The following is a 22,060-nucleotide window of genomic DNA, read 5'->3' on the forward strand; positions in this document are numbered from 1 at the left end:
GTGTTTGCGATGTGCTCACTCCTCGTCACCGTCCCTGCGGCCCCACCGGGGTGGTGGGTCCATCGAGGCGCGCTGGGCCTGCATGAGCGCGTCGAGGATGCGCCGCCGGTTGGCGGTGCGGGCGTCCTCGGGACGTGAGTGGGTCGTGCGGCCGCCGGTGGCGGTGGTGGGCGGGCCCGTGCCGCCGAAGACCAGACCGGCAGTGACCGCGCTGTCCCGGGCGCTTTCGCGGGCGCGCCGTGCGGCGTCGGGGCCGTGCACGCGGGCGGCGACGTCCAGGCGCTGTCCGGCGTGGTCGACGCCGCGTCGGATTCCGCGGGCTCCGGCGGCGATACCGTGTCCGACGGGCTGCCATTGGCGGCCGTCTTCGCGCACCGTGTTGCCCCACACCCGCAGCTGCTGGCGCGCGTCCTGGCTGTACTGCGAGGAAGCCCGGGCGCCGGAGCGCACGGTGGCAGGAAGACCATAGGTGGTGTTGTAGGCGGTGCGGCCGGTGCGGTGCAGGATGCGGTAGCCGCGCAGCCGTACGAGGTGGTTGTGGGCGCGGGTGGAGAGCAGGGTGGGGTCGGTGTTCTGGTCGTGCAGCAGCTGCCCGCTGTTGCGGTTGGCGATCGTGCCGTCGCTGTCGCGGTAGCGGTCGGCCGGCCCGCCGCGCCGGTAGGCGAACGGGCTCGCGACGTCTGGGCTGTTGGGCGCGCCGGTGCCGGTGTCGCCGCCGGCGGTGGGCTTGCGCCACTTCTCCAGCTTCGCGTCGTCGGGGCGTTTGCCGACCGCGAGGCCCCAGGCGCCGCGCAGGCCGAGTCGGGCGCCGGCGGCGGCGAGGCCGAGCGGGGCCAGGCCGCGGGCGGCTTCGGCCATGCCGTCGCCGAGCATCCGCTGCGTGTCGACCGGCATGCCGGCGCCATCCGCCATCGCCGCCAGATGACCGAACAGCCGGTGGCGGGTCCCGAGGCCGAACCCTCCGGCCCCGATCAGGCCGCGGAGTCCGCCGCCGAGTGCGAAGCTGCCATAGCCCGCACCGGAGTGCATGGCGAGGGCGGCGCCGATCTCGGAGGTGTCGCCGGGCAGGTGGGTGCCGCCGACCTTCGCGAACCGCATCCGGATCGCCATGGTGCGCCCGAAGTTGGTGATCTTGGCGAGCATCCAGCGGTGGAAGACCAGGCCCATAAAGGCGAGCACGTCCAGCATTAACAGCCGCTCGGCCGCGAGGTCGGGACCATCGGTCAGGACAGCGTCGATGGCCATGCCGAAGATCGGCAGGAACATGCTGACGCCGAACATCACTGCGATCGACACGGCGAACAGGGCCAGCCACTTCCACACCGCCGCCCGGTTCGGGCCCGGCAGCATCCCCCACACGAACGCGATCACCCCGCCCGCGGCAGCCCCGGCATCGGCAGCCTGGGTACCCAGCAGCACCACGGTGGAGGCGAGCAGGATCGCGCAGATCAACAGGGCGGCGATGAGTAGCAGTGCCGCGCCGGCCACCCGCCACCAGGTCGGCTTCTTCGCATACGCGGCGCACGCCGTGCCGACCTCACCGGACTTCTCCAAGTCCTTGAGGAGTGCGGCGAATTGCTGGTCGTCCTCATCGACGACGGGCCGGGCAGTGTCCAGCAGCGCATCGCCCGGAGTGAGATCGGGCAGCGCGCCGCCCGCGCCGGCTTTGCCGTTCTCGCAGTACTGCTTCGCCGGGCCGTCGATCAGGTCACAGGGATCATCCCCCTTGTCTTTGTTCTTGCCGGGGGAGTAGCCGCCGGAGACCCACTTGAGATGGACCGCATACGCCTTACGGTCGGCCGCCCTATGCGGGTCGAGGGTGCGGCCGTACTGCAGCAGCATGTACGGCTTGACGATCAGGGCGTTGGTGGTGGCGTCCTGGATCGGCTTGGCCACCGCATGCGCTTCGACGGGCTGGGCGTCCCACTTCTTCAGGCACTGCTCCAGCGCTCGGCCGTGCATGCCCGCGCAGCGGGCGTCGTCGTCGAGGACGGCCGAGCCGCCCCAGTCGTAGGAGTCGCTTGTCTGCTGGGACACTTCGGCGGCGGCCCGCTGGGACTTGGCGAGCGGCCCGTCGGTGGACAGGAGATAGTCGGGCCGCACAAACGCACTCGCCGCGAACGCGGCGATCAGCAGGGTGAGGGCGATCTCTCCGAGGCCTTTGCCGGGCTTGCCGCGCACGAACAGGATCAGCCCGAACACGAACGCCCAGGTCAGCATCAGCCCTTTGACGCCGAGGGTGTCGACGATCGCGTTCTCGTAGGCGTCGGAGGCCTCTTGCGCCGGGTCGGCCAGGAGCTTGAGCAGCGGGAAGCGGAAGGCGAACTCGAGCGCCCAGCAGGCGAGTCCAACCAGGACCTGCACCAGGGTGAACAGCCCTGCGAGAGCCATGGCACAGGCCTGTGAGGTGAAGGCGACGATCGAGCCGCCGTCCGCGGTCAGCGCGTAGCCGTTGACCGGCGCACCCTCGGAGGTGTCGACATTCAACGGAGACAGGAAGTCTCCGCTCCCGCTGTCGGCAGCCTGGGCGACGGACGTGTTCACCACCAGAAACACCAGCGTGAGCAGCGCGAGCGTACCCAGAGTGCGTACGTTGCTGCGGTCGAGGCGCCGCATCAGCGCCGCCTGGCCCAGCTAATGCGCCAGACGCCAAGGAGCAGCAGACCGGCGACGGGCGGCAGGATCATCCAGGCGTCCAGCGCGTCGAAGTTGGGCGCGGGGGCGGCCCCGGGCACCACACCGGTGTTGCAGTAGTCCTTGGCCGGGCCGGCCACGAGATCGCACGGATCGTCGTGGCGTGGCGGCGAGGTGGGGTGCAGGCTGGCAGCGAAGGCCTCGCCGGTCTGAGGCCACCACACATCCGGAACGCCGAAGCCGACCAGGCCCACGACGAACAGGACCGCGGCACTGAGCGTGACGGCGGCGGCGAGGACGCGTACGCGTGGGATGCGATCCCATATCCGGGTACTCATCGCACGGTCCGTTTCCTGTTCTCGTCGTGGCGTTCGGCCCCTGCGGGTTCGGTGACCGGGGCGGACACGGAGTCCTCCGCGCCGCGAGGGCGCTCCGCCCCAGTCGGGGCGGGCGGGGTGCCGGGGGTGGTGGTGATGCGGGAGGCGATCCGTTCGACGGCGGGGATGATGACTTTGACGCGGCCGGTGTTCTGCCGCGGGCAGGTCAGCAGCACTTCTCCTTCGCGGCCCTTCTGCCGCGGCGGGGACAGACGGGTGGTGACCAGCCGCAGCAGCTCCTCGTCGGCAGGGTCCAGGCCGATGAACCGCAAGCCGCCGGCGGCGTGTTCGCGGTCGGCGGTGCGGCCCAGGGCGCGGTAGGCGAACAGGCCGCGGTCGGGCCCGAGCTCCTCGTCTACCTGGGCTCCGGCGATCAGGCCGGCGCCGTGCTTGCGGCCGTCGTGCAGAAACTCACTGACCAGCGCGGTGCCTTCGGCAGAGCTGGTCAGCCACCACAGCTCGTCCACCGCCAGGGCGCAGAAACGGTCCGCGTCGGCGAAGGCGGTCTGTCGGGCGATGGCAGCGATCAGATACAGCACCGCCCGGCCGATCAGGGCTTCCAGCGGTTGCCGGCGCAGGATTTCGTCGTTGCCGAAGGCCTCTTCCGGGGGCAGGGTGAGCCCGGCCGTGGTGAACACGATCATGTCCGAGGTGCGGTTGTCGTCCAGCTGCACCACCGGCAGGGCGGGATCGAAGACCATAGCGGCGAGCGGGTTGGTGGCCACGATCTGCAGCAGGTTCACCAAACCTGCGGCGGTGTCGCCCTGGGTGCCGCCCGCAGCGGTCATCTCCTCGAGGGCGACGACGACTTGCCGCATGGACGGCTGGGTGTGGGCGGCGGCCTGCTGCACGGCGCGGTGCAGAACGCCGCCCTGGACCGTCATGGGCCCGATGCCCAACTGCAGGGTGAGGTAGCTGAGCGCGTAGTGCGCCGCCTGCGGGTGCCCGGCGAAGATACGCAGCGGGTCGATGGACAACTCTGCGGTGGCGACGTCGATGATCTGGCAGCGATCCTGCGCCGCGGTACGGGCGAAGTGCGCCCACTCCTTGAGCGGGGTGCGGTCGACACAGATGGCCCGCTCCCCGCGGTCCACGACCGACTGGGTCAGCAGCTTCTCCATCACGGACTTGCCCGCACCGGGATCGCCGACGATCCCGAAGCTCGCGGAGGTGTCCGCCTTGGGGGCATCAGCAAGATTGACCAGGACCGGGCGGGTGGTGCCGCAGTCCATATCGATGCCGATGAACATCCCTGTGGGGTCGCCGGCCTCGCAGGCGGTGAACGCGCCCAAGAGCGCCCAGTCCTCGGAGACCTGGTGCTGGACGAACTCCCGCAGCACGCCCGGCCGCACCGTGCCGGGCAGGCCGAGGGCGAACAGGGCTTCCTGCAGTCCGGCCGGGCGCACCGCCCGGTAGTCCGCCTTCTTCAGCAGCGCAGCCAGGGCCCGGGCCCTGACATCACACAACTGCGTGGTGGCGCCCCACACAGTCAGCGTGGTCACCGACTGCACCTCGACCTCGACCGAGGACCTGGAGAGCCGCTGATCCAGCTCGCCCAGGTCCTGCGCGGCTTTGAGCAGGGAGGCGGGCATGCCGGTGGGGCGGGCGTCGTACTGGTCGGCCTGGTCGACGAGTTCGGTGCGCTTGCGCTGGATCTGCGCCTTGGCCTTCTCCGACTCAACAAGGGAGAGATCCACGCAGAAGTCCACCGGAAAGGCCAGCGACTCCAGTTGAGCCAGGAGATCGGCGCTGTCGGCCGCGATGGCAGGCGGGCATTCCGCGAGCGCGAGATGGGCCTGGTAGCCGCTGCCGGCGTCGGTTTCGACCTGCAGCCAGCGCCGTGCCAGGGGTGAGGTCTGCCCGCGGCGCCACCAAGGTCGTGCTGCATGTTCCTTCGACGGGGCGGCGCTCTCGCTGGCGGCGGAGGGCTTGCCGCCTTCGGCGAGGCGGACTTGCCCGAGGTCGGCGTAGCTGGGGGAGCGCAGTCGGCCGTTGTGTATATCCCCGCCGTAGGCCTTACTCGTTTCGGCTTCGGCGAGCAGTGGCTCCGCCAGTCCGCGGGAGACGGCGTGCTGGAGCATCCAGACGACCTCGGCCGGGCGTGCCGGGCGCAGCGCTACGGATCCGCCCACCTGGGCCTCGACCCGGGCGGCCTGGTCCCGGTAGTCGTCCACCTCGGTGCGCGAGACCGGCGCCGGGCGCAGTCCCAGACTCTCCGACAGCTCCGCCCACAATGCTCCGGCGGTCTGCGAGATGTTCCGCGTGGAGCCGTCGGTGTGCAGCGGCACGGCCAGCCACAGGGTGCGGCGGTGCATCTCCTGCCCGTCCAGCAGATCCAGGGCCGCTTCGACGGTCTCCACCCAGGGGTGCGGCTCCTGCGTACGGCCGGCCGAAGCGGTGTCGGGGTCGACGCCGTCGACCATCCGCCAGGCGATCTCACCGGGGTCGACCTGGGCGCATAGTCCGTACAGGCGCGGGGCGCCGGACAGGGAGCGCACCAAATGCGTGATGCGGCCCAGGAGTTCCTCGCGCACCGCTGCAGGCACGTACGTGCCCACCACGGTCTCCTCGACGTGGCCGTTCTCGTCGGGCCCGGGGTTGAGGCGGTAGATCGCCCACACCGTGCCGTGCGTCGACCACAGCAGGTGCCCGGCCAGATGCCGGATCGGCACTCTCATGACCGCCGCCCTTCCTCGACGGCCGCGCTGCGGGCGAGCAGCAGCTGCACCGACGACAGAGCCACCGCCGGATCAGGAGCCGCAGTCCGCGCCTTCGACATGCGGCGGCCACAGGGCTGTTTCCGCTTCACGGGTGTGCCGGGTGAGGGAGCAGCGTTCGGCTTGCGGGTCCGGCGTAGGTGAGCGGAAGCGGGCGCGGCGGCCCGCATCTGCGGGAGGTCCTCGATGACGAAGCCGCCCACCAGCGCGCGTGCCGCTTTGTCGCGTGCGGGCCGGCCGCCGATCCGGCCGCCTTCCGGCTTGCCGAGCAGCATCAGCCATCCGGTCACCAGGGCCAGCGGTGAGCGTCCGGCAATCTTTGGGCGGCGTACCGTCCACACCGCGAGCGCCCAGCCCGCCAGCGGGATCGGGCCGAGCGCCGACCACAACGCCACGGTGTTGATCAGGACGAGTGCGCCGAGCACGGCCACGGCAATCTGCGTCGCGTTGTAGGGACCCAGCCACAGCCGGACGTCGCCGATCTTCCCCAGCACCCAAGGGTGGCGTCGGGCCGCGGTGTAGTAGCGCCCGACCCGCTGCGAGGGCTGCGCGCTCATTGCACCCCTCCCGTGCCGGGGCCGTCCGCAGGGCGCGTGGCGAGGAGAGCGCGCGGGGCGGGGGCGGACTTGGGGTTCTTGATCTCGTCCTCGAACATGCCCGCGAGGTCCTCGCGCGCGTTGTAGATGCCCAGCGCGATAACCATGAGCAGCAGGGCGGCGATACCTGCCTTGATGGAGAACCGGCGGATCGTCTCCACCACGACAATCACGATCAGCGCGGCCACCAAACCCTTGGTGCCCCAGTCCTTGAGCATGTCGATGAGAGAGGTGCCGAGATCGTCCAATTCACCGGCCAGCACGCTCCGGTTCATGACCGTCCCTCCTGCGCAGCCGCCCCGGATTCCAGCGCGGCGACTTCCCAGCGCCCGGCACGGGCCGCGAGCGTCAGCTCGTACGCCAACGGCCACCGCCCGGCCGCGTCCTTCGCCGTCACCTGCACCAGCACCCGCACCCGGGTGCCGTCACCCGGCACCGCCTCGGCCATGGCCTTCTCGGAGTCCGCGCGGGCCTGCTCGATCTCAACGGCGGTGTAGGGCGCCGGCGTCACCGCCCGCAGCCGCACACCTGGGGCGAGGTAGCGCGCCACCTGACCATCGCCGGCGAGATAAGCGGTGAGGAACTCGGCCACGGTCAAGGCGAGTTCACCCTCACCGGACAGCTCCACCCGATAGCCGGTCTCGGGCACGTCCGCCGCCGCAGGAGCGGCCAACTGCCCGGGCGCCCGCTCCACCGCGAACGACGCCCCGCCCTCGCCCACGGTGACGGGGACAGAGAAGTAGCGCACCGTCCCGTCCGCGTACTGCGCAGCCACCGTCACCACCCACCGGCCACCACCGCGCTGCGCACTGCGCACCGCGGATACCGACTGCGCCGACTGCGCCTGCGCAGTCGGCTCCGGAAGCGGAACCGACGGGGCCATCGACTGGGCAAGCCGCGACTGCGCAGCCTCGGGCGTATCACCGTCACTGCGCAGCCACGCCGCGGTGAACACTTCGGCATAGCCGCGCGGATCGTGAACAGCCCGGGGCGCGGGGGCACGTGCCGGGGCGGACGGGGCCAAGGCCTCGACGGCCGTGGGCGGCGTCAGGGCCCACAGGGTGAGAGCAGCCGGGCCGGCCGCGAGCGCCGCCCAGACACCCAGACGGACCCATCGGACCCGGCGGTGCATCTGCCGCAGCACCACCCCGGCCGCCGCGGGCGGCGCGGCGCCACTCGGGGCCTTCGTCTCTGGAGGCATCGCGAACTCCCAGGTCAGGAACGGATGTTGCTGATCTCGAGAAAATCCGCCGGCCCGGACCGGAACCCCAACCATGAACCCCCGACCAGGATCTCAACCCGGTTACGAATCCCGTGGTCGGGTCTGCGGTCGGCCCGACCACAGACCCGACCACGCCTCAGGGCCGCCACCCGAGCAGGGCGCTGCGGGCCCATCGGCACATCAGCGCCTCTATCACCGGATCCGACAGGCCCCGGGGCAGGCGCTGCCGGTGCGCAACGAACCCGTGCGCACCCGGCATGGGCAGCCACCTCGCGACGACTGCGCTTGCCGGGTGCGCAGCCGACGGATCACGGCGGGATGCCGGCTGCGCAGCCGGACTAACCCTCGGCACTGCGCAGTCACGTGCGCACCGGCGCGCACGGGACCGACGGACCGGACTGCGCACCGGTGCGCAGCCACCCACGAGAGCCGGACTGCGCAACCGCGTGGCCGGCCCTACCACGCGGTGCTCACCACCAACTCCCACGCGCTGTCACCAGATCGTGATAGCTGGTCGCCCTTCGTGGTCGTCTTTCCGGTCGGCTCCCGCGCATGAACTGAGCCCATGCCTACGCTTGCCACTCTCAGCGCGATCCACGGCGGGCCTCACCGCGACGCCCGAGGATGGGCAGCATGGTCATGACGGGCTTCGGGGCGGGGATCCGCCGCGGCTCCATGGCCGCTGACCACTTCACCCAGATCTCCAACACCCTCTTTCGCGATCCGCGGCTGACCTTCAAGGCGAAGGGGATCTTCGGTCTGATCTCCACGCACCGTGACGGGTGGACTGTCACGGTTGCCGAACTCGCGCGGCACGGCCGTGAGGAACGCGGCGCGATCACCCGCGGGCTCCAGGAACTCGAGGAGTACGGCTACCTGAGCCGCCACCGGGCACGTCGGGCAGACGGCACGCTTGGCGAGTCCGTCTACGCCATCACCGACCTGCCCGCCCACCTCCACGCCCTTGACGGCAGCGCCACCCCGGCGAAGGCGGAAACCCGCAGGTCGCAACCTAAGTCGCAAAATCCAGCACTGGATAATCCAGCGCTGGAAAACGCGCACACTAAGAACACCAAGAGAAAGAACACCAAGAAACAGAAGACCAGGGACGTCCTTCCGTCCGTCCCTCCGGCGCCCGCACGCGAAAACGATCAAGCAGGCCGGCCGACCGACAGACCGGGCATGACTGCGGGGGTGCAGCTGCTGCTCGCGATCGGCGCGAAGCGGCCCGAACTCCTGCTGACCGGCCAGGCCTTGCACGACCAGGGCGCGGTGGCCACGGCGCTGCTGGGCCACGGGTGGACGCGCGAGCAACTGGAGCACGTCATCGCCGGCCGGCCGCTGCCTGATCCCATCCGCACATCGGTGGGCGCCATCATCGCGGCGCGCCTGCGCACCGCACAGGCGACGGTGCCGCCCGACATCGCCGCTGGCCGCATCGGCCACAGACACGAACGCTGCGACGAACAGCAGGAGCCGGCCGGGACCATCGACCGACCAGTCAACGATGCTCTGGCCTATCGCGCTCTGGTCGAATGCGCGGGCTGCGGCGCCCCGGGACCGGCCCCGGGGGAGGACCTCTGTCCGGCCTGCCTCAACTGGCCGTCGTGCACGGCGTGTACCGGGCCGAGCCCGCGCCGCGCGCACCCCGAGGGTGACGGGCGGTGCACGGTGTGCGCGGAGCGTTTCCCCTGAATCGGCTGCTGAGCTCCCACCTCAGCTGTTGATCACGCGGAGGTGGATGGCGAGCACGCCGAGTGCCTCCTTCTCGGGCGGGTAGATGTTGCGGCAGGCTGCCAGCAGTTCCTGACGGTTCGTGTCGCCGCCGATCGCGGTGATGTCCTCGGTGGTGACCATGGCCTCGAAGGTGGGGTACTCGACGACGTCGGTGACTTGGGTGAGGCAGCTGTCGTCGCCGGAGACGAAGCGGAGCGTCTGCCCGCTGGTGATCTTCTTCATGCTGGGGTAGCCGACGCGCACCTCGATGGTTTTGATGCCGTCCTGGATGAGTTTCAGATTCGGCTGGCGGATGTTGATCGTCCGCTCGGTCACGGTGCACCCCGGGTGAGTCGGGCCGTCGGTGTGGTGGCGCGTTCGGTGAGGGCGCGCGCGCCGTCGAGGCGGGGATAGTGGCGGGCGAGGAAGGTGGCCAGGTCTCGGGCGCGGTTGCGTACGGAGTCCACGACGCGGGTGCTGTCCAGGGCCTGGTGGCCCAGGGCGAGTGCGTCATCGGGGGAGCCGAGCAGGGCGTGGGCGTGAGCGAGGTCGATGCGGGCGATGGCCTGGCGGCTGGGTGAGCGGGAGGCGGCAGGCGCGGTCTCGTACGCGGCAAGGGCCGACTCGGCGCTCTGCCGGGCCTGTTCGGGGTTGCCGAGCCAGATGTGCGCGCTGGCCGGATACGAGGTCAGGGCGTAGTCCGCGAGCGGCAGGGTGTCCATGCCGAAGCGCCGCGCGGGCCGGGTCGGCAACAGCCGGTAGGCCTCCTCGGCCTGGTGAAAGGCTTGAGTGAAGGTGTCTCGGTCACCTTCGGATGCGGCGGCGCGGGCGGCCTGGGCGTGCAGCCGCACAGCCAGCGGGTGTGAGTCCGGCGCACGCGTGAGGCCGCGCTCGGCGGCTTGCCGGGCTCTGTCGGGCCGGTGCTCGTAGAGGTTGATGGAGGCCGCGGCGTCCATGGCCCACCCGCACAGCTCGCCGTGTCCCGCTTGCTGGGCGTGCGTGTAGGCGTCGGTGGCGAAGGCGAGTCCGGCGCGGGCGTTGCCGAGGTCATGGGCCAGCCAGGCCATCCCCAGGATCGGCCTGGAAGGTCGGATCGAAAACGGGCTCGCCCCCTCCACGTTGCATCGACGCCAGCGTCCATGCACTCGCGCCCCGCGCCGAGAAGAAGACCACGGCCAAGAAGCCGGCGAAGAAGACCACCACCCAGAAAACCGCCGCAACGAAGAAGGCCTCGGCCCGCAAGCCCCGCAAGAGCGCCTGAGAAGCTGCCGTATCCGGCGGCCGGTCACGCCGCGACAGCAACCGAAGGAAATCCGCATCGAGGTCGACGATGCAGCTGCAGCGTCTGGCTGCCAGCGAGCACATCGGCGTCGAGGAGAAGGTCCAGGCCCTGTTCACCGAGGACATCGTGCGCCTGCGCTTCCTGGAGGCCGCCGGTACCTTCGCAGAGGAGCACGCTGCGGCCTTCGCCGCCCGGTTCGGTGCCGGCCACAGCAGTGGCCGCGCCGTGTGATGCCGTTTGTCCTGCTCATCGATGAGCGCTGGCTCCTGGAAGTCGCGCAGACCCTGGTGCCCGGCGATCCTCAGATCCTCGGCTATGGGGTCCTCGGGGCCGCGGCCGCACGGCACCGACACACCGTCATGGGCACCCTCGTCTACGACGCGCCCCACCACCGTGCCGCCGCGCTCCTGCCCGCCTGCCCGCCTTGGAACACAGCAACGAGCTGTACGCTGCCCAGGTCGCCTCACCTACCTGCAGGCCAGCGGCATAGCCGTGAAGGCCACCAGCAGCGACTCTGTTCGGTACCGCGGCAATAGAAACGGACTCTCCCTCGTATTTGTCGCTAACGTAAGAAGTCCCCTCCCATGGGAGGGGACTTCATCAGTCTGAAGTTGAGGGACCTCAGAAGGCGACAGCTCCAGTGGAATTATTGCCGCCCTGGAACTCTAGATAGAACCCCCATCCATCCGGGATGGAGTCCCGGTGGGTATTGACGACGGTCCACTTGCCTGCGTATGCGGGCACCCAATCATCGCAAGGTATGTACTTCCAGCAGACCCGGACCCAGCGGCTGTAGTTCGTCTTGATATTGATGTCGCCGCAGTTCTTGGTGGTGTACTTCCAATCGCCGTAAGGCCATTCCGCGGTATCGAATCCGGTCCCGATAGCGGTGTAGCCGACTGCGCTGCCGTAGCAGGTTTCAGCCGCTGCGGGGCTCTTCGCGGTCTCGGCCGCGGCGGGAGCGACCGCCGTGGTGGCCAGGGCCATGGCTGCCGCTGCCAGCGGAATGGCAACAAATCGAAGCGACTTCTTCACTCTCACTCTGGTTCCCCCCTGTTTTGTTGTTGGCGCCAGGCTATGCCCGGCGCCCGACACGGTTAATCGAACGAGAGGTTGGCATTCGGCTACAACCCTGGTGGCATCCTCGGAAGGTTGTACACCCAGCGTGGTATTGACTTAGAAGCTGCTTTTAACCCCCAAAGCTCACGCGACGCCCTGCTCCTGGCCGTCTCCGGACTCGAACGCATCGGCCACGCCGACCGCATTACCGAGATCCTCAGCCCGCACACCATGTGCCCGCCCATCGGCGCCGGCACCCTCGGCCTCCAGGTCCGCGAAGACGATCACACCACCCGCGAGATCATCACCCGTCTCGGCGACACCGACGCCTGGCGCCAGACCACCGCCGAACGCATGCTCCTGCACGTCCTGCAGGGCCACTGCAACTCACCCATCGCCGGCTACGCCCACACCGAACCCGACGGCCGACTCGCCCTGCGCGCCCGCGTGTTCTCCCCGGACGGCAAGCGCATCGCCGACGCACGAATGGGGCGACGCCACCGGCCCCGTCACCCTCGGCACCTCGGTCGCCCTGGCCCTGCTCAAGCAGGGCGCCCGCGACATCATCGACTCCATCCCGCATTGATCGCCGGGCCAGCAGCACATGCCCCGACTGAGGGTGCCCATGAGCGACGAGCTCGAGAAGTTCATCCGGCTCTACCTCGACCAGGAGCAGGCGTACGACACCACCACTGCCCTGCGGCCGACGTTGCTGGGGTAGCCAGAGCCAGTATCGACCTGCCCTAGTGCCGCATTAGGCAACGTTCGCCCGCTCCTCGTCCTGTGGGGTGGGGGTAGCTGCCGTCAGTGGGTTGGTGATCTCTTCGGCGGTCAGCACGAGCGCGAATCCCTTGCGCAGGACGGCGAGTTCGGGGTCGTGCCGGGACTCGTCGTCGGTGGCCATGACGTCGGAGCCGAAGACGACCTTGTAGCCGCGTTCGTATGCCTGCCGGGCCGTGGTGCCGCAGCAGTAGTTGGTGAGCGTTCCCGTGACGATGACCGTGTCGCGGCCGAGGTTACGCAGCATCGTGTCGAGCGGGGTGTCATAGAACGCCCCGTAGGAGGGCTTGCGGATGACGGCCTCGTCGGGGCGGCGGCCCATCGGGGCCCATACTTCGGCAGGGTCCGGTCGGCGCCAGTCGGTGTCGGCGTGCGGGAGGAACCGCAGGGCGTGCGGCCGGTCCAGGCCGAGGTGGGTGTCGTCGAAGAGGGTCCAGATCACCGGGACGGAGGTCGCCCGGCATTCTTCGATCAGTTGGTGCAACCGGGGTGCCATCCGGGTGGCTGCGGGCACCCAGTAGGGACTCCAGGCGGGCCGGACGAGTTCGTCCTGCATGTCGATGACCAGCAGTGCCGCCCGTTCGGGCCGTATGTCGAACGATGCCCGGCCACGCTCGTAAGCGTTGCGCGCCCGCGTGATCACCCATTCCTCGGTGTACACCATCCCCGCCTCCTGCATCGATTCGTGGTACCTCGTTTCTCGAACTCGCGATCCTGGGATTCCTGGCCGAGGGGCCGCTGCACGGCTATCAACTGCGCCACCGGATAGCTCACTTGTCCGGCCATGCCCGGCCGGTCAGCGACGGCAGCCTCTATCCGGCGATCAACCGGTTGGTCCACGCCGGGCTGCTCAACCGGCGGACCGAATCGGGCGCCTCGGCCGCCCGGCGGCACACCCTGAGCCTGACCGACGCCGGCCACTGCGAGCTGCTGCGCCGGCTGCGGGACGCCGACGGCCTGGACATCAGTGACAGCACCCGATACTTCACCGTCCTGGCCTTCCTCTCTTACCTGCCCGATGCCGCTGATCAGCACGCGGTACTGCGCCGCCGACTGGAGTTCCTGGAACAGCCCGCAAGCTTCTTCCACGACGGTGACCGTCCCCTGGGTGCCGACGGCACCGACGACCCCTACCGGCGCGGCATGCTCACCATCGCCCGCGCTACCAGCCGCGCCGAAAGGTCCTGGCTCCGGGAGGTGTTGGCCTGACACGGCACCGACAGGCACCTCGCCCGTTCCGAACCCGGACACCTCCTCTTCCCGAGAGACTGTGGGGATGGCCGAGCCAGCACGGGTCCGAGAGATTGATGACGATGGTGGGCAGCGCCTGCTGCGGATCGTCCGCCGGGGCACCGGCTCGGTGGTGACCTGGCGGCGGGTCCAGATGGTACGGCTGTCCGCGCAGGGCATGCCTGTGGTGCAGATCGCCGAGGTGACCTTCACCAGAGACGACCGGGTCCGGGACGTGATCCACAACTTCAATGCCGACGGCTTCGACTGCCTCTACCCGAAGTACAAGGGCGGCCGACCGAGGACCTTCACGCTGCCTGAGCGCCGCGAGATCATTGACTGTCGATGTCGAGGAAACACTTACCGCGATCGGGTCGCTTCCTGAGCGGCCGACCGCTGCCCAGGTCCGCGCTGCACGCGGTTGCCTTGAAGGGCTACCACCCCAAGGTGGAGGTTCGCGTAGGCAGGCGATGCGCTCGTACTTCCTTGCACTCGCCTGGGCTCTGATCGTCTTCATGCTGATCGTGGCTGGGATCTTGGCGCTTGTGTGGCTCGGCAGGCCCGGCAGTGAACCGGGAACATGGCAAGCCGAGTTCTGCTTGGTCGCCTTGGGTGTCGGCTTCTACTGGGTAGGGAGCTTGCCCCTGTTTCGCTTGGTGCTGGCACCGAGGGAGCCCGTGGCCCGACGACTGCGCGCTCTCGAACGCCTGGAGCGTTTTGAGTGGGAAGTAGCCCCAGAACAGGACTCGCAACCAGTTGGCGGCTGACGCGACGGCGGGCCATCCGTTTACGGGTATGCCGCATCTGCGGACCAGTGTGCGGTATACGCGAGGGAGATGCAACTACAGGCGTAGTTGCGCGAAGGTCTGCGTTGGGTCAGCTCCCGGGAGGCGCCCCGGAGACCTCCCACAGACAATGCAACCTTGCGAATGGCCACCGGATTTCATGGGGCGAGTCGGGGCGAATGTGATGCGGTATTTTCCTCTTCGGGCTGATTGCATTCACTCACGCCCTGTGGCCCGGTGCGCTTGAGGGTTGCAGCCCTCGCTCGAGGTTCTCCATTTGGGCGGGGAGGCCGAGTGAGGTAGGCAGGTCGGCGGGGGTGCCCAGCATGGGCGCCCGGAGGTGGGGGGGGCAGCGTGCCTGCGGTCGGGCTGAGGATCGTTTCAAGCCAGCCCGTTCGGCGGCTCTTGATGCTCGCGTAAACCGTGGCTAAGGCGCCCTTTCCCGTCCCCCGGGTAGATGTGTGGACCGATGGGAACCCCGCCACGCCGAGCGACGGAGTCTCACTTCGGGCAATTCTAGGAAGGAGTTGAAGCCATCGCGTGAACGTAGCTTCACAACTCCCCGAGGGGCCTTGAGTGCGCGGCGAATAATGTCGGCCAGGCCTGTGTGCGCAACACAAGTCACCCTGGTCACGCGGCTAACGGGTCAGGCAGAATGCGCCTGATGGGGAGGGGGCGATCCGATTGCAGGCATGCGTAGAGCTGCGAGACGCAACGCGCTTGCGCCACTGTTGGCTCGCAACAGCCATGCAAGGCGCGCGCAACATGCGGGCCTTACCACTCCCCGCGTACTCCGACTTCTGCTGTAGTGCGCGCTGACGCCAAGCTGGCAATGCGAACAAGTTCACTTGGGGGAAGTCCAGGCCAGGCGCGCACAAGTTGGGTTCGACGGCACTGTTCCGTTGTCTACCGCAGCCTGTGTCGCTGCACTTGAACCACGTTCGGAAGAACGTACCGCAGAAGCGTTCCTGCGTTGGATCTTCTTACAGGCCGCCGACTGGCCAACTCGGGACATGACGAGGGAAACGGGAAATCGTGGCAGACATGCACGTTGATACCGAAGGAGGGCCCGCTGCCGCAGGCCCCGTCGCCTTCGGAATCCCAGAGCGTTGGCGGTTCTCCGAACGCGGGCTCCTCCGAGGGTGCTCGTCAGGCTGTCGGCGAGGAGGGCTCTACCTCTGATGCTCTCCTCCCGCTTGCCATCGGCGGACTTGTGGCCTTGGCGGCTGTCATCGGCGGCGTCACCTTCGCCGTGGCACGTAGCCGCAGAAATACCCAGTAACGACCCCAGGGGGGACTGAACAATTCGTATCGAAGAAGCCATTCTCCAGGAGATGGCGAAGGCCCAGCAGGCAGCCGCGCACCTCCACGAAGTCATGGGAGCCATGCAGCGCAACCAGCCGGAGGCTGCGGAGGGTAGCGACGCCCAGGGAGCGGTCCAAGTCCGGATCGGTCAGGACGGGCTGCCCCAGTACATCTCCGTAGCCACCGACTGGCACCGACGGAGCAGGCCGGAGGCTCTCGGATCGGCTGTGGCCGAGGCGTGCCAGGCCGCAGCATCGGAGCTCATGGCGGCATGGGCACAGGGACTCCAGCGCACCGACTTGGACAGGAAGCTTGACGACCTGGAGAGGGGCGAACCGTCACACAGCCCTGGGGCCGCGACGCCGGCTGCCCCTACGTCAACAACCCAACAGGACTGGCAACATGTGAACCCGCGGTCGATGGGTCAACTCAGTGAGGACGTCATCTCCGCCCTCTCAGACCTGAGCAACCTGGACGCCCAACCCACAGACGTTCACACGGCCACCGGCCGGGATTCCGCTCGCAATGTGACCATCACGCTGACGAGCAGCTCGCTTGCCTCCTGCGACGTCGACGCCCAATGGGCGAGTAATCAGACGGCGGTGAGATTGAACCGGGCGTTCGACGAAGCTCTGGCCGACGCTCTTGCGGGCCTTCGGGAGAGCGCACGATCAGGCAACGAGGCGAACACCTCCCAGACGGTGGACACCCTCCTGGCCGAGGCCATGGCGCTCCTCACCGACCCCCGGCGCATCGCCGGCTACTGAAAGGGCTCTGACCCATGGCGGATCTCCGGACAATCACGGATGCACTGCGCACCGATGCGCGAATGTGGGACAGGCAGAGCGAAGCACTGGGCAACGTCCACCGCAACGTTGAGTACCTCCGCCTGTCACGCGTTCAGGCAGGGATATTCCAACTCCTCGTCGACGAGTACGAGGAGGCGCTCACAGCTGTATCTGACCGGTGCGCAGAAGGCAGGGACCGAACAGAAGAGATCGCAACTGCTCTCATCAAGAACGCGACTGCTTATGATAATCGCGAGGCAGACACTGCGCGGTCCATCGAAGGCACCTACTGAACGGGGGCGTTCATGACATTCAGTAGAGCTCAACACGAAGCTGTGACCGAGAAGATCAACACAGGGCTGGATAAGGAACTTCCCTCTCTTCAGCAGAGGTTGATTCAAGAAGTCGGGGAGTTGCTCGACAGTTGGTGGGTAACTGACACCATTGCGCGCGTCGTCGACGTCGCTGTGAGAAAGATCCTCGAATCGCTCCGAGCGACGGCGAACAGGATCCGCGAACTGATGGAGGGAGTCCTGGCTCCCTTCCTCCTGTACGACCGGGCTCTCGAATGGCAAGGGGGAGTTCGCAGCGCAATGGGCACGGTCGCATCCGCAACTCATTTCCGGGAGCTCAAGGCGCCTGACGAATGGGAAGGCAGGGCGGCCGAGCGCTACAAGAACTCCACCGCTCGCCAGTCGGGGGCAGCCGAGCAGGTTGGCGTCATCGCCGACACGGTAGGTCAAGCACTCACCGTTTCGGCCGCGGCGGGTGGAGCCTTCTACCTCGCACTGGCGGCCATCGTGGCCAAGTTCATATCGCTCCTGGTCGCTGCCAGCGCCGCGACCGCAACCGGTGTCGGTGCGCCAGTCGGTATTGGGGCCGCCGCCGCTACAGCACTTACGACGAGCGCCTACGTAGGGGCTGCGGTCGCTGCGCTTGTCACACTGCTTACCGCTCAGGCCCAGACGTTTACCGATGTGCAGGCAGAAGCCCGGGACCCCAAGGCGTTCGGTGAGGATGGACGCTGGCCCAAGGGCACGGTCTAAGCGCAAGCAAGACCCTGACGCAGAGAGGCAACAGAGTGTACCCAGCACGACTCGGATTGTTGGCTTCGGGGCTCGCCGCCGTTGCTCTCGCTTACGTTTGCACTGGACCGCCAGTTGACTCAACGGTGTTGGGGGCAGTGCTGTTCATCAACGGTCTCGTCCTCGTAGGGGTTGCCGAGGCGTATGCGATGCGCAGGCGCCAGCGCGACTGGCTGGCCAAGACCTGGGGAACATACGCAAACTTCCGCGCTTCGGTCGATATCGAGGCCCTGCGGGAGCTGAAGTACAGGCGGGGCAACTTCGCAGTCGCACGTCGATTGAAGAAGCAGTATCCGCATCTCGCGCCGGAGCTCGCGCAGGCGCTGATCAACGAACTCTGAGGTGCAGCCTCCGAAGCACAGAAGGCCGCCAACTGGACACTTCAGGTTGGTTTGTGAGCGACCGCGCAATTCTTCTGCATCCCTGGCAACCAGAGAGCACAAGGACAGCCAGCAGCGGTTCGAGGGCTCCCGACAGATACTGGGAGCCCTCCTACGTGCTTCGGAGCCGAGGGCCGGGCCTCAGAACGCACCCAGCAGGTGGCCTACAGCAATGGCATCGCCGAGTTCGACCAGACCAGGAAGTGGTTGAGAACGACGGATCGCCGGAAGACGTCCTTCTTGGTCATGCCTTCGGCTGTCCATCGCGCAATGTAGAGCCGTGTGCGGGTGTCGTAGCGCATCCGTACGAGGGCGATGGTGTGGAGCGCGTGGTTGGCCTGGCGGTCGCCTCCGCGGTTGGGCCGGTGCCGGTTGGTCCGTCCCGAGCTGGCGGAGATCGGGGATGCTCCGCAGAGGTGGGCGAAGGAAGCTTCGGACTTCAACCGGTCGGGGTTGTCCCCAGCGGTGATCAGGAGTTGGGCGGCCGTCTCGGTGCCGATACCGACCAGCTCCACCAAACCGGGGGCGGCCTTCGCGACGAGGGGTTCGAGCTCGGCGTCGGCCTCGGCTATCTCCTCGGTGAGGTGCTGATAACGGCGGGCAAGACGCCGCAGCGCGGTCCGGACCGCGCAGGTCGGGTCGGCGGGGTCGATTCCGGGGCGGGAGCGGGAGAGCTGCGCGATCAGCTGGTAGGTGGGCAGACCGCGCAGACGTTCGCGCACTTCGGCGGGGGCGGAGACGATGAGGGTGCGAATCTGGTTGATCGTCTGGGTACGGGACTTGATGGCCGAGCGGCGGACCACGCGCAGGGACCGGATGGCCTCGACGATGCCGTCGCGGGTCTTCGGCCGGCCGCTCGCGCGGCCGGACAAGACCGCGGTCGCGGCCGCATAGGCGTCCACGGGGTCGGACTTACCGTTGGCCCGCCGGGCCTTGCGGTCAGGGCGGTCCACGTCCACGACGGTGACCGCGTTCGCCCGCAGGAATCGGGCGAGTTCGGAGCCGTAGGCGCCGGTGCCTTCAACTCCGACGGCCAGGACGTCGCCATGTGTACGCATCCAGTCCAACAGATGCCGGTAGCCATCGGGGTTGGTGGGAAATGCCGCTGTGGCGAGATGACGGCCGATGGAGTCGATCACTGCGGCCTGGTGGAAGTCGGTGTGGGTGTCCACGCCGCCGACCACCGAGATCTGGTCTGCCATGCTGGGTCCTGCTGTCCTTCCGTGCGATGCGCGAGGGGTCACACGGGCCGGTCGGGCGGCTGGACAAGACTGTGATGGGACCTTTGGCCGGGCTCCTATGAGGTCACAGATGCCCGATCGGCCGCGTGCATGACTGCACCGCCCGGCCGGCCGACGATTCCAGCAGAGGACAGCCGAGGCGTCAGTCATTCGGTGGGTCAGGCCGCCGAGCGATGCCATGATCAATCCTCACAGTCATTCGTAGGATCGGCGCGGTCCGGGGCGGCATGGGCGGTGGGGTCACACGTCGGTCCAGGGGCGAGGCTCGCCCCCGGCCAAGGGCACCCACACCGGCCCGGACGGACCGTGCTCTTCGAGGTCCTCCAGGACAACGGCCCCCAGCGGAACTTCACGGGCGAGGGCTGTGACGAGCGGGTGCTGAGCGACCATCCCCTGCAGATCGCTGATGCGGTCGCGCAGCCGGGTGCGGGAAGCGCCGGTGAGCACGAAGAGCACACGGGGAAAGACCGGATACCAGCGCAGCCACACCGGGCCGGCGGAGACGGGCCTGCGGCGGCCGACGGGCTGGGCCTCGTACTGGAAAAGCCGCGCGTACTCGATCAGCTTCACCGCCAGGCGCTCGCTGCTCATGGTGCTGCGGTCGACTTCCACGAACGCGCGCAGCTTCCGGCGGTGTTCGCCGTCGACGAGGGTGTAGTGCAGGACCACGTCGGCTATGAGCCGCTCGCCCTCGCCGAGAGGGTGAGCGACCTCGGGAGTCCAGTCCCATGGGCCATGCTCGTGCCCGAGCCGGCGGGCGTCTGCCGCGAATGGCAGGTGGGTCCGTACGACGGTCAGTGTGTGCGGCGTCTTGATCGATGCAGCGGTGGTCGAGGTGATGGGGTACGGAGGACGCCCGCGCAGGACGGGGAGATCGCGGGTGGCACGCGACCCTTCAGAGGTGAGGTACCAGGCGTGTGTACGCGGCCGGTCCGAGTCCGGCAGCGGGGTGAGGCCGACGAAGCCTGTTGACCGCAGTCTGTTCAGCGCACGGGAGATCAACTGGCGGGAGCCGTGCGGCCGGAGCATGAGGCGCAGCTGACCGGTCGTGGCCATGCGGTGCAGGGCGAGCGCGGTCAGGATCTGCAGGCGCAGTGGTTCGGAGGGACTCGGGGCCAGCTCGGCGGCCGGAACACCGGATGTGGAACGGGTCATGAAGCATAGGCAACCCTCAAACCCCGACCCAACTCCCGACCGTAAGGCCCCGACCACGGTCACGATCCAAGAACACTCTCATGGTCGGGGCCATGGTCGGGGCCACCGTACCGACCACAAGACTGCCTGAAGCTCAGCGCCAGCCTGTGAACGTCGCCACCCTCTCCTGCTCGCTGATCCGGCCCTGCGCGCTCTGGCTACCGACCGGAGCGCTAGCGTGGCTTGCGTGGGCGACTTCTACGAACTTCAGCTGGCCCTGGATCTGCCGGATTCCGCAGAGCTGGACCTGCTTCGGTGGCACCTGGGCGAGCCAGCCGAGGGCCAAGAATCGTACGAGGGTGAGGAGTATCCGCTGCTGGCCGGCACAGGGCCCGCGCGGCGCATCGGCGGAGTACTGGCCGGCCTGCTCGAGCATGGGCCTCGGGGCTGGTCCCTGCTGGCACGCCAGGAGGTACATCCCGACGAGTTCGCAGGTCTGAGACATCTCCTGGAGTGGCTCGCTGCGCGGACCACGACCGTGGGCACCATCGGCTATGTGCGTTTCTATGAAGCGCACGTCCCCGACGTTCTCGTCGTCGAGTCGGGGTCCGTTCGCCAGGTCCCCCTCGAACTGGCCCCGGGGGCTGAGGAACTGCTGCCGGGCTGAGATTCCAACGAGGGGCTCTCAGGAGCATCCGGCTCCTCGGCGGATCCCCGGGGCAGAGATGGGCGATGGCCGGTCCGCAGCGGCAGCTGCTGCTGCGGGGCGTGGTGGCGAGCCACGCCATGCCGGCCATCGTGCGACACCCGGCCCGCAAGGGACCAACTCCCCAAGCCGGCTGTCGCGTTCATGGGGCGGTGCGCGGAGGTCCGCTCACCGCGGGATGGTGTTACTTCTTCTTGGTGCGCTGAGCGGCCTGCTGGAGGATGCGCCGTCGCGTCCAGCGCCGGCGCCCGTTCTGTCGCCCGGCATTCTCGGCGATGCCGTCCGTGGTCTTGAGTAGCGGGAGGTTGCCCTGAGCCAGGCTGCTGGAGAAGGAGCCGATGCTTTTGTAGCCGAGCAGGGCGGCAGCTTGGCTCGCTCCCAGGAGTTCGTCGGGATCGCCGTCGACGGGAACGTCGGGCAGGGGCGGCGCCTTCTTGGCTATCGCTCGTCTGCCGCGGCCGGGCCGACTGGCCATCCATTCCTGGAGCGTCGCCACCTTCCACAGCTGCCGGCGGTAGGGGTTCTCGGCTGTGCCCTTCTCCTCGACGACGTCCGGGTCGGGGAAGTATCCGGGATGGTCGTGCACGAAGGTGGTGACCTGGTTGGAGTTCTTGTAGCCGAGATACCTCGAGGCCTCCGCGGCGTTCAGCAGCTCCTCCGGGTCGCGGGAGGGCGGGGTGTGTTCGGTGAGTCTTGCCGGCTTGCGGTGGGCGAACCATTCGGTGACCTTCGCGTGGTCCCACAGGCGGGCTCGGCCGCGCTTGTCGACAGGTTCGGGGAACGTCTCGCCAGCCGCGTTCTGGGCGCGCCCGGTGTAGAGGCCGGTGATCCTTGCGGGTGTCAGGCCCTGTTCAGCTGCGATCTCGGCGGCGTCGGCCAGCCGAGGCTCACGGCGCGGGGTCATGGCACGACCGTCCGTCCTGTCGGCGGCGAGCCGGCCGTCCCGACTCGCAACGCAAATTATGGCAGGAGTTTCGGTTGGAGGTCTAGCTGGAGGCTCACGGAACTTCCCGGGTGGCCGCG

The 22,060-nt window shown here is 68.4% G+C and carries 21 protein-coding genes and 2 pseudogenes; 10 read left to right on the top strand and 13 right to left on the bottom strand.

Annotation, left to right across the window (positions count from 1 at the left end; all coding sequences use genetic code 11):
- Positions 1-15 precede the first annotated feature (15 nt).
- From ACFQVC_RS32845 to ACFQVC_RS32870, 6 genes are read right to left on the bottom strand one after another with little or no spacing between them, the layout of a single operon-like run.
- The gene (locus ACFQVC_RS32845) at positions 16-2,616 is read right to left on the bottom strand and encodes a hypothetical protein (protein ID WP_381837472.1); all 2,601 of its coding nucleotides are present in this window, start codon (positions 2,614-2,616) and stop codon (positions 16-18) included.
- A complete protein-coding gene (locus tag ACFQVC_RS32850; RefSeq protein WP_381837474.1) occupies positions 2,616-2,972 on the bottom strand; it encodes a hypothetical protein in 357 nt (118 codons plus the stop codon). Before ACFQVC_RS32850 ends, ACFQVC_RS32845 begins: the two co-directional genes overlap by 1 nt.
- The gene (locus tag ACFQVC_RS32855; protein ID WP_381837476.1) at positions 2,969-5,689 is read right to left on the bottom strand and encodes an ATP-binding protein; all 2,721 of its coding nucleotides are present in this window, start codon (positions 5,687-5,689) and stop codon (positions 2,969-2,971) included. Before ACFQVC_RS32855 ends, ACFQVC_RS32850 begins: the two co-directional genes overlap by 4 nt.
- Positions 5,686-6,285 (bottom strand): hypothetical protein, encoded by a 600-nt coding sequence (locus ACFQVC_RS32860; protein WP_381837478.1) that lies wholly within the window; start codon positions 6,283-6,285, stop codon positions 5,686-5,688. The genes ACFQVC_RS32855 and ACFQVC_RS32860 overlap by 4 nt, the downstream gene beginning before the upstream one ends.
- Entirely contained in the window at positions 6,282-6,599 is a 318-nt protein-coding gene (locus tag ACFQVC_RS32865) for a hypothetical protein (protein ID WP_381837480.1), read from the bottom strand. Before ACFQVC_RS32865 ends, ACFQVC_RS32860 begins: the two co-directional genes overlap by 4 nt.
- Positions 6,596-7,525: a conjugal transfer protein gene (locus tag ACFQVC_RS32870; RefSeq protein WP_381837482.1), complete on the bottom strand. Its 930-nt coding sequence runs from the start codon at positions 7,523-7,525 to the stop codon at positions 6,596-6,598. Before ACFQVC_RS32870 ends, ACFQVC_RS32865 begins: the two co-directional genes overlap by 4 nt.
- Positions 7,526-8,179: 654 nt before the next feature.
- Here ACFQVC_RS32870 and ACFQVC_RS32875 point away from each other — a divergent pair.
- The gene (locus ACFQVC_RS32875) at positions 8,180-9,241 is read left to right on the top strand and encodes a hypothetical protein (RefSeq protein ID WP_381837484.1); all 1,062 of its coding nucleotides are present in this window, start codon (positions 8,180-8,182) and stop codon (positions 9,239-9,241) included.
- Between the two features lie 21 nt (positions 9,242-9,262).
- Here the strand turns inward: ACFQVC_RS32875 and ACFQVC_RS32880 are convergent, their stop codons facing one another.
- The gene (locus tag ACFQVC_RS32880) at positions 9,263-9,598 is read right to left on the bottom strand and encodes an ASCH domain-containing protein (protein WP_381837486.1); all 336 of its coding nucleotides are present in this window, start codon (positions 9,596-9,598) and stop codon (positions 9,263-9,265) included.
- Positions 9,595-10,329 (bottom strand): XRE family transcriptional regulator, encoded by a 735-nt coding sequence (locus tag ACFQVC_RS32885; RefSeq protein ID WP_381837487.1) that lies wholly within the window; start codon positions 10,327-10,329, stop codon positions 9,595-9,597. Before ACFQVC_RS32885 ends, ACFQVC_RS32880 begins: the two co-directional genes overlap by 4 nt.
- A gap of 263 nt (positions 10,330-10,592) precedes the next feature.
- Here ACFQVC_RS32885 and ACFQVC_RS32890 point away from each other — a divergent pair, with 263 nt between their 5' ends.
- On the top strand, positions 10,593-10,775 hold the full coding sequence (locus ACFQVC_RS32890; protein WP_381837489.1) for a hypothetical protein: 183 nt from the start codon (positions 10,593-10,595) through the stop codon (positions 10,773-10,775).
- A 390-nt stretch (positions 10,776-11,165) separates the two neighbouring features.
- Here ACFQVC_RS32890 and ACFQVC_RS32895 read toward each other — a convergent pair whose 3' ends face one another.
- Positions 11,166-11,579, bottom strand: a complete 414-nt coding sequence (locus ACFQVC_RS32895; protein ID WP_381837491.1) for a hypothetical protein — start codon at positions 11,577-11,579, stop codon at positions 11,166-11,168.
- A 174-nt stretch (positions 11,580-11,753) separates the two neighbouring features.
- On the opposite strand from ACFQVC_RS32895, the pseudogene ACFQVC_RS32900 reads away from it, so the two are divergent.
- Positions 11,754-12,189: pseudogene (locus ACFQVC_RS32900) on the top strand (hydroxymethylbilane synthase); the annotation flags it as partial.
- Positions 12,190-12,357: 168 nt separating this feature from the next.
- Here the strand turns inward: ACFQVC_RS32900 and ACFQVC_RS32905 are convergent.
- Positions 12,358-13,047, bottom strand: coding sequence for a cysteine hydrolase family protein (locus ACFQVC_RS32905; protein WP_381837493.1), 690 nt, complete (start codon positions 13,045-13,047; stop codon positions 12,358-12,360).
- A 17-nt stretch (positions 13,048-13,064) separates the two neighbouring features.
- Between ACFQVC_RS32905 and ACFQVC_RS32910 the strand changes: the two genes are divergently transcribed.
- The 6 genes and pseudogenes from ACFQVC_RS32910 to ACFQVC_RS32935 all read left to right on the top strand — a co-directional run bounded on the left by ACFQVC_RS32910 (position 13,065) and on the right by ACFQVC_RS32935 (position 17,917).
- Positions 13,065-13,592: a PadR family transcriptional regulator gene (locus ACFQVC_RS32910; protein ID WP_381837576.1), complete on the top strand. Its 528-nt coding sequence runs from the start codon at positions 13,065-13,067 to the stop codon at positions 13,590-13,592.
- Positions 13,593-13,659: 67 nt separating this feature from the next.
- Positions 13,660-13,947 (top strand): annotated as a pseudogene (locus tag ACFQVC_RS32915) (helix-turn-helix domain-containing protein); the annotation flags it as partial.
- A 1,785-nt stretch (positions 13,948-15,732) separates the two neighbouring features.
- Entirely contained in the window at positions 15,733-16,470 is a 738-nt protein-coding gene (locus ACFQVC_RS32920; protein WP_381837495.1) for a hypothetical protein, read from the top strand.
- A gap of 14 nt (positions 16,471-16,484) precedes the next feature.
- Positions 16,485-16,784, top strand: coding sequence for a hypothetical protein (locus ACFQVC_RS32925; RefSeq protein WP_381837497.1), 300 nt, complete (start codon positions 16,485-16,487; stop codon positions 16,782-16,784).
- A gap of 42 nt (positions 16,785-16,826) precedes the next feature.
- Positions 16,827-17,537, top strand: a complete 711-nt coding sequence (locus ACFQVC_RS32930; protein ID WP_381837499.1) for a hypothetical protein — start codon at positions 16,827-16,829, stop codon at positions 17,535-17,537.
- Positions 17,538-17,674: 137 nt separating this feature from the next.
- Positions 17,675-17,917 (top strand): hypothetical protein, encoded by a 243-nt coding sequence (locus ACFQVC_RS32935; RefSeq protein WP_381837501.1) that lies wholly within the window; start codon positions 17,675-17,677, stop codon positions 17,915-17,917.
- 203 nt (positions 17,918-18,120) lie between these two features.
- Here ACFQVC_RS32935 and ACFQVC_RS32940 read toward each other — a convergent pair whose 3' ends face one another.
- Both ACFQVC_RS32940 and ACFQVC_RS32945 read right to left on the bottom strand, forming a co-directional pair.
- A complete protein-coding gene (locus ACFQVC_RS32940) occupies positions 18,121-19,158 on the bottom strand; it encodes an IS110 family RNA-guided transposase (protein ID WP_381837503.1) in 1,038 nt (345 codons plus the stop codon).
- A 279-nt stretch (positions 19,159-19,437) separates the two neighbouring features.
- Positions 19,438-20,352 (bottom strand): replication-relaxation family protein, encoded by a 915-nt coding sequence (locus tag ACFQVC_RS32945; RefSeq protein ID WP_381837505.1) that lies wholly within the window; start codon positions 20,350-20,352, stop codon positions 19,438-19,440.
- A gap of 226 nt (positions 20,353-20,578) precedes the next feature.
- Between ACFQVC_RS32945 and ACFQVC_RS32950 the strand changes: the two genes are divergently transcribed.
- A complete protein-coding gene (locus ACFQVC_RS32950; protein WP_381837507.1) occupies positions 20,579-20,998 on the top strand; it encodes a hypothetical protein in 420 nt (139 codons plus the stop codon).
- A gap of 223 nt (positions 20,999-21,221) precedes the next feature.
- Here ACFQVC_RS32950 and ACFQVC_RS32955 read toward each other — a convergent pair whose 3' ends face one another.
- Positions 21,222-21,941 carry a hypothetical protein gene (locus tag ACFQVC_RS32955; RefSeq protein ID WP_381837509.1) on the bottom strand — a complete coding sequence of 240 codons (720 nt, stop codon included), beginning with the start codon at positions 21,939-21,941 and terminating at the stop codon, positions 21,222-21,224.
- Positions 21,942-22,060: the final 119 nt, after the last annotated feature.

It is taken from the genome of Streptomyces monticola (genome assembly GCF_042665355.1).
Taxonomy (GTDB): domain Bacteria; phylum Actinomycetota; class Actinomycetes; order Streptomycetales; family Streptomycetaceae; genus Streptomyces; species Streptomyces monticola.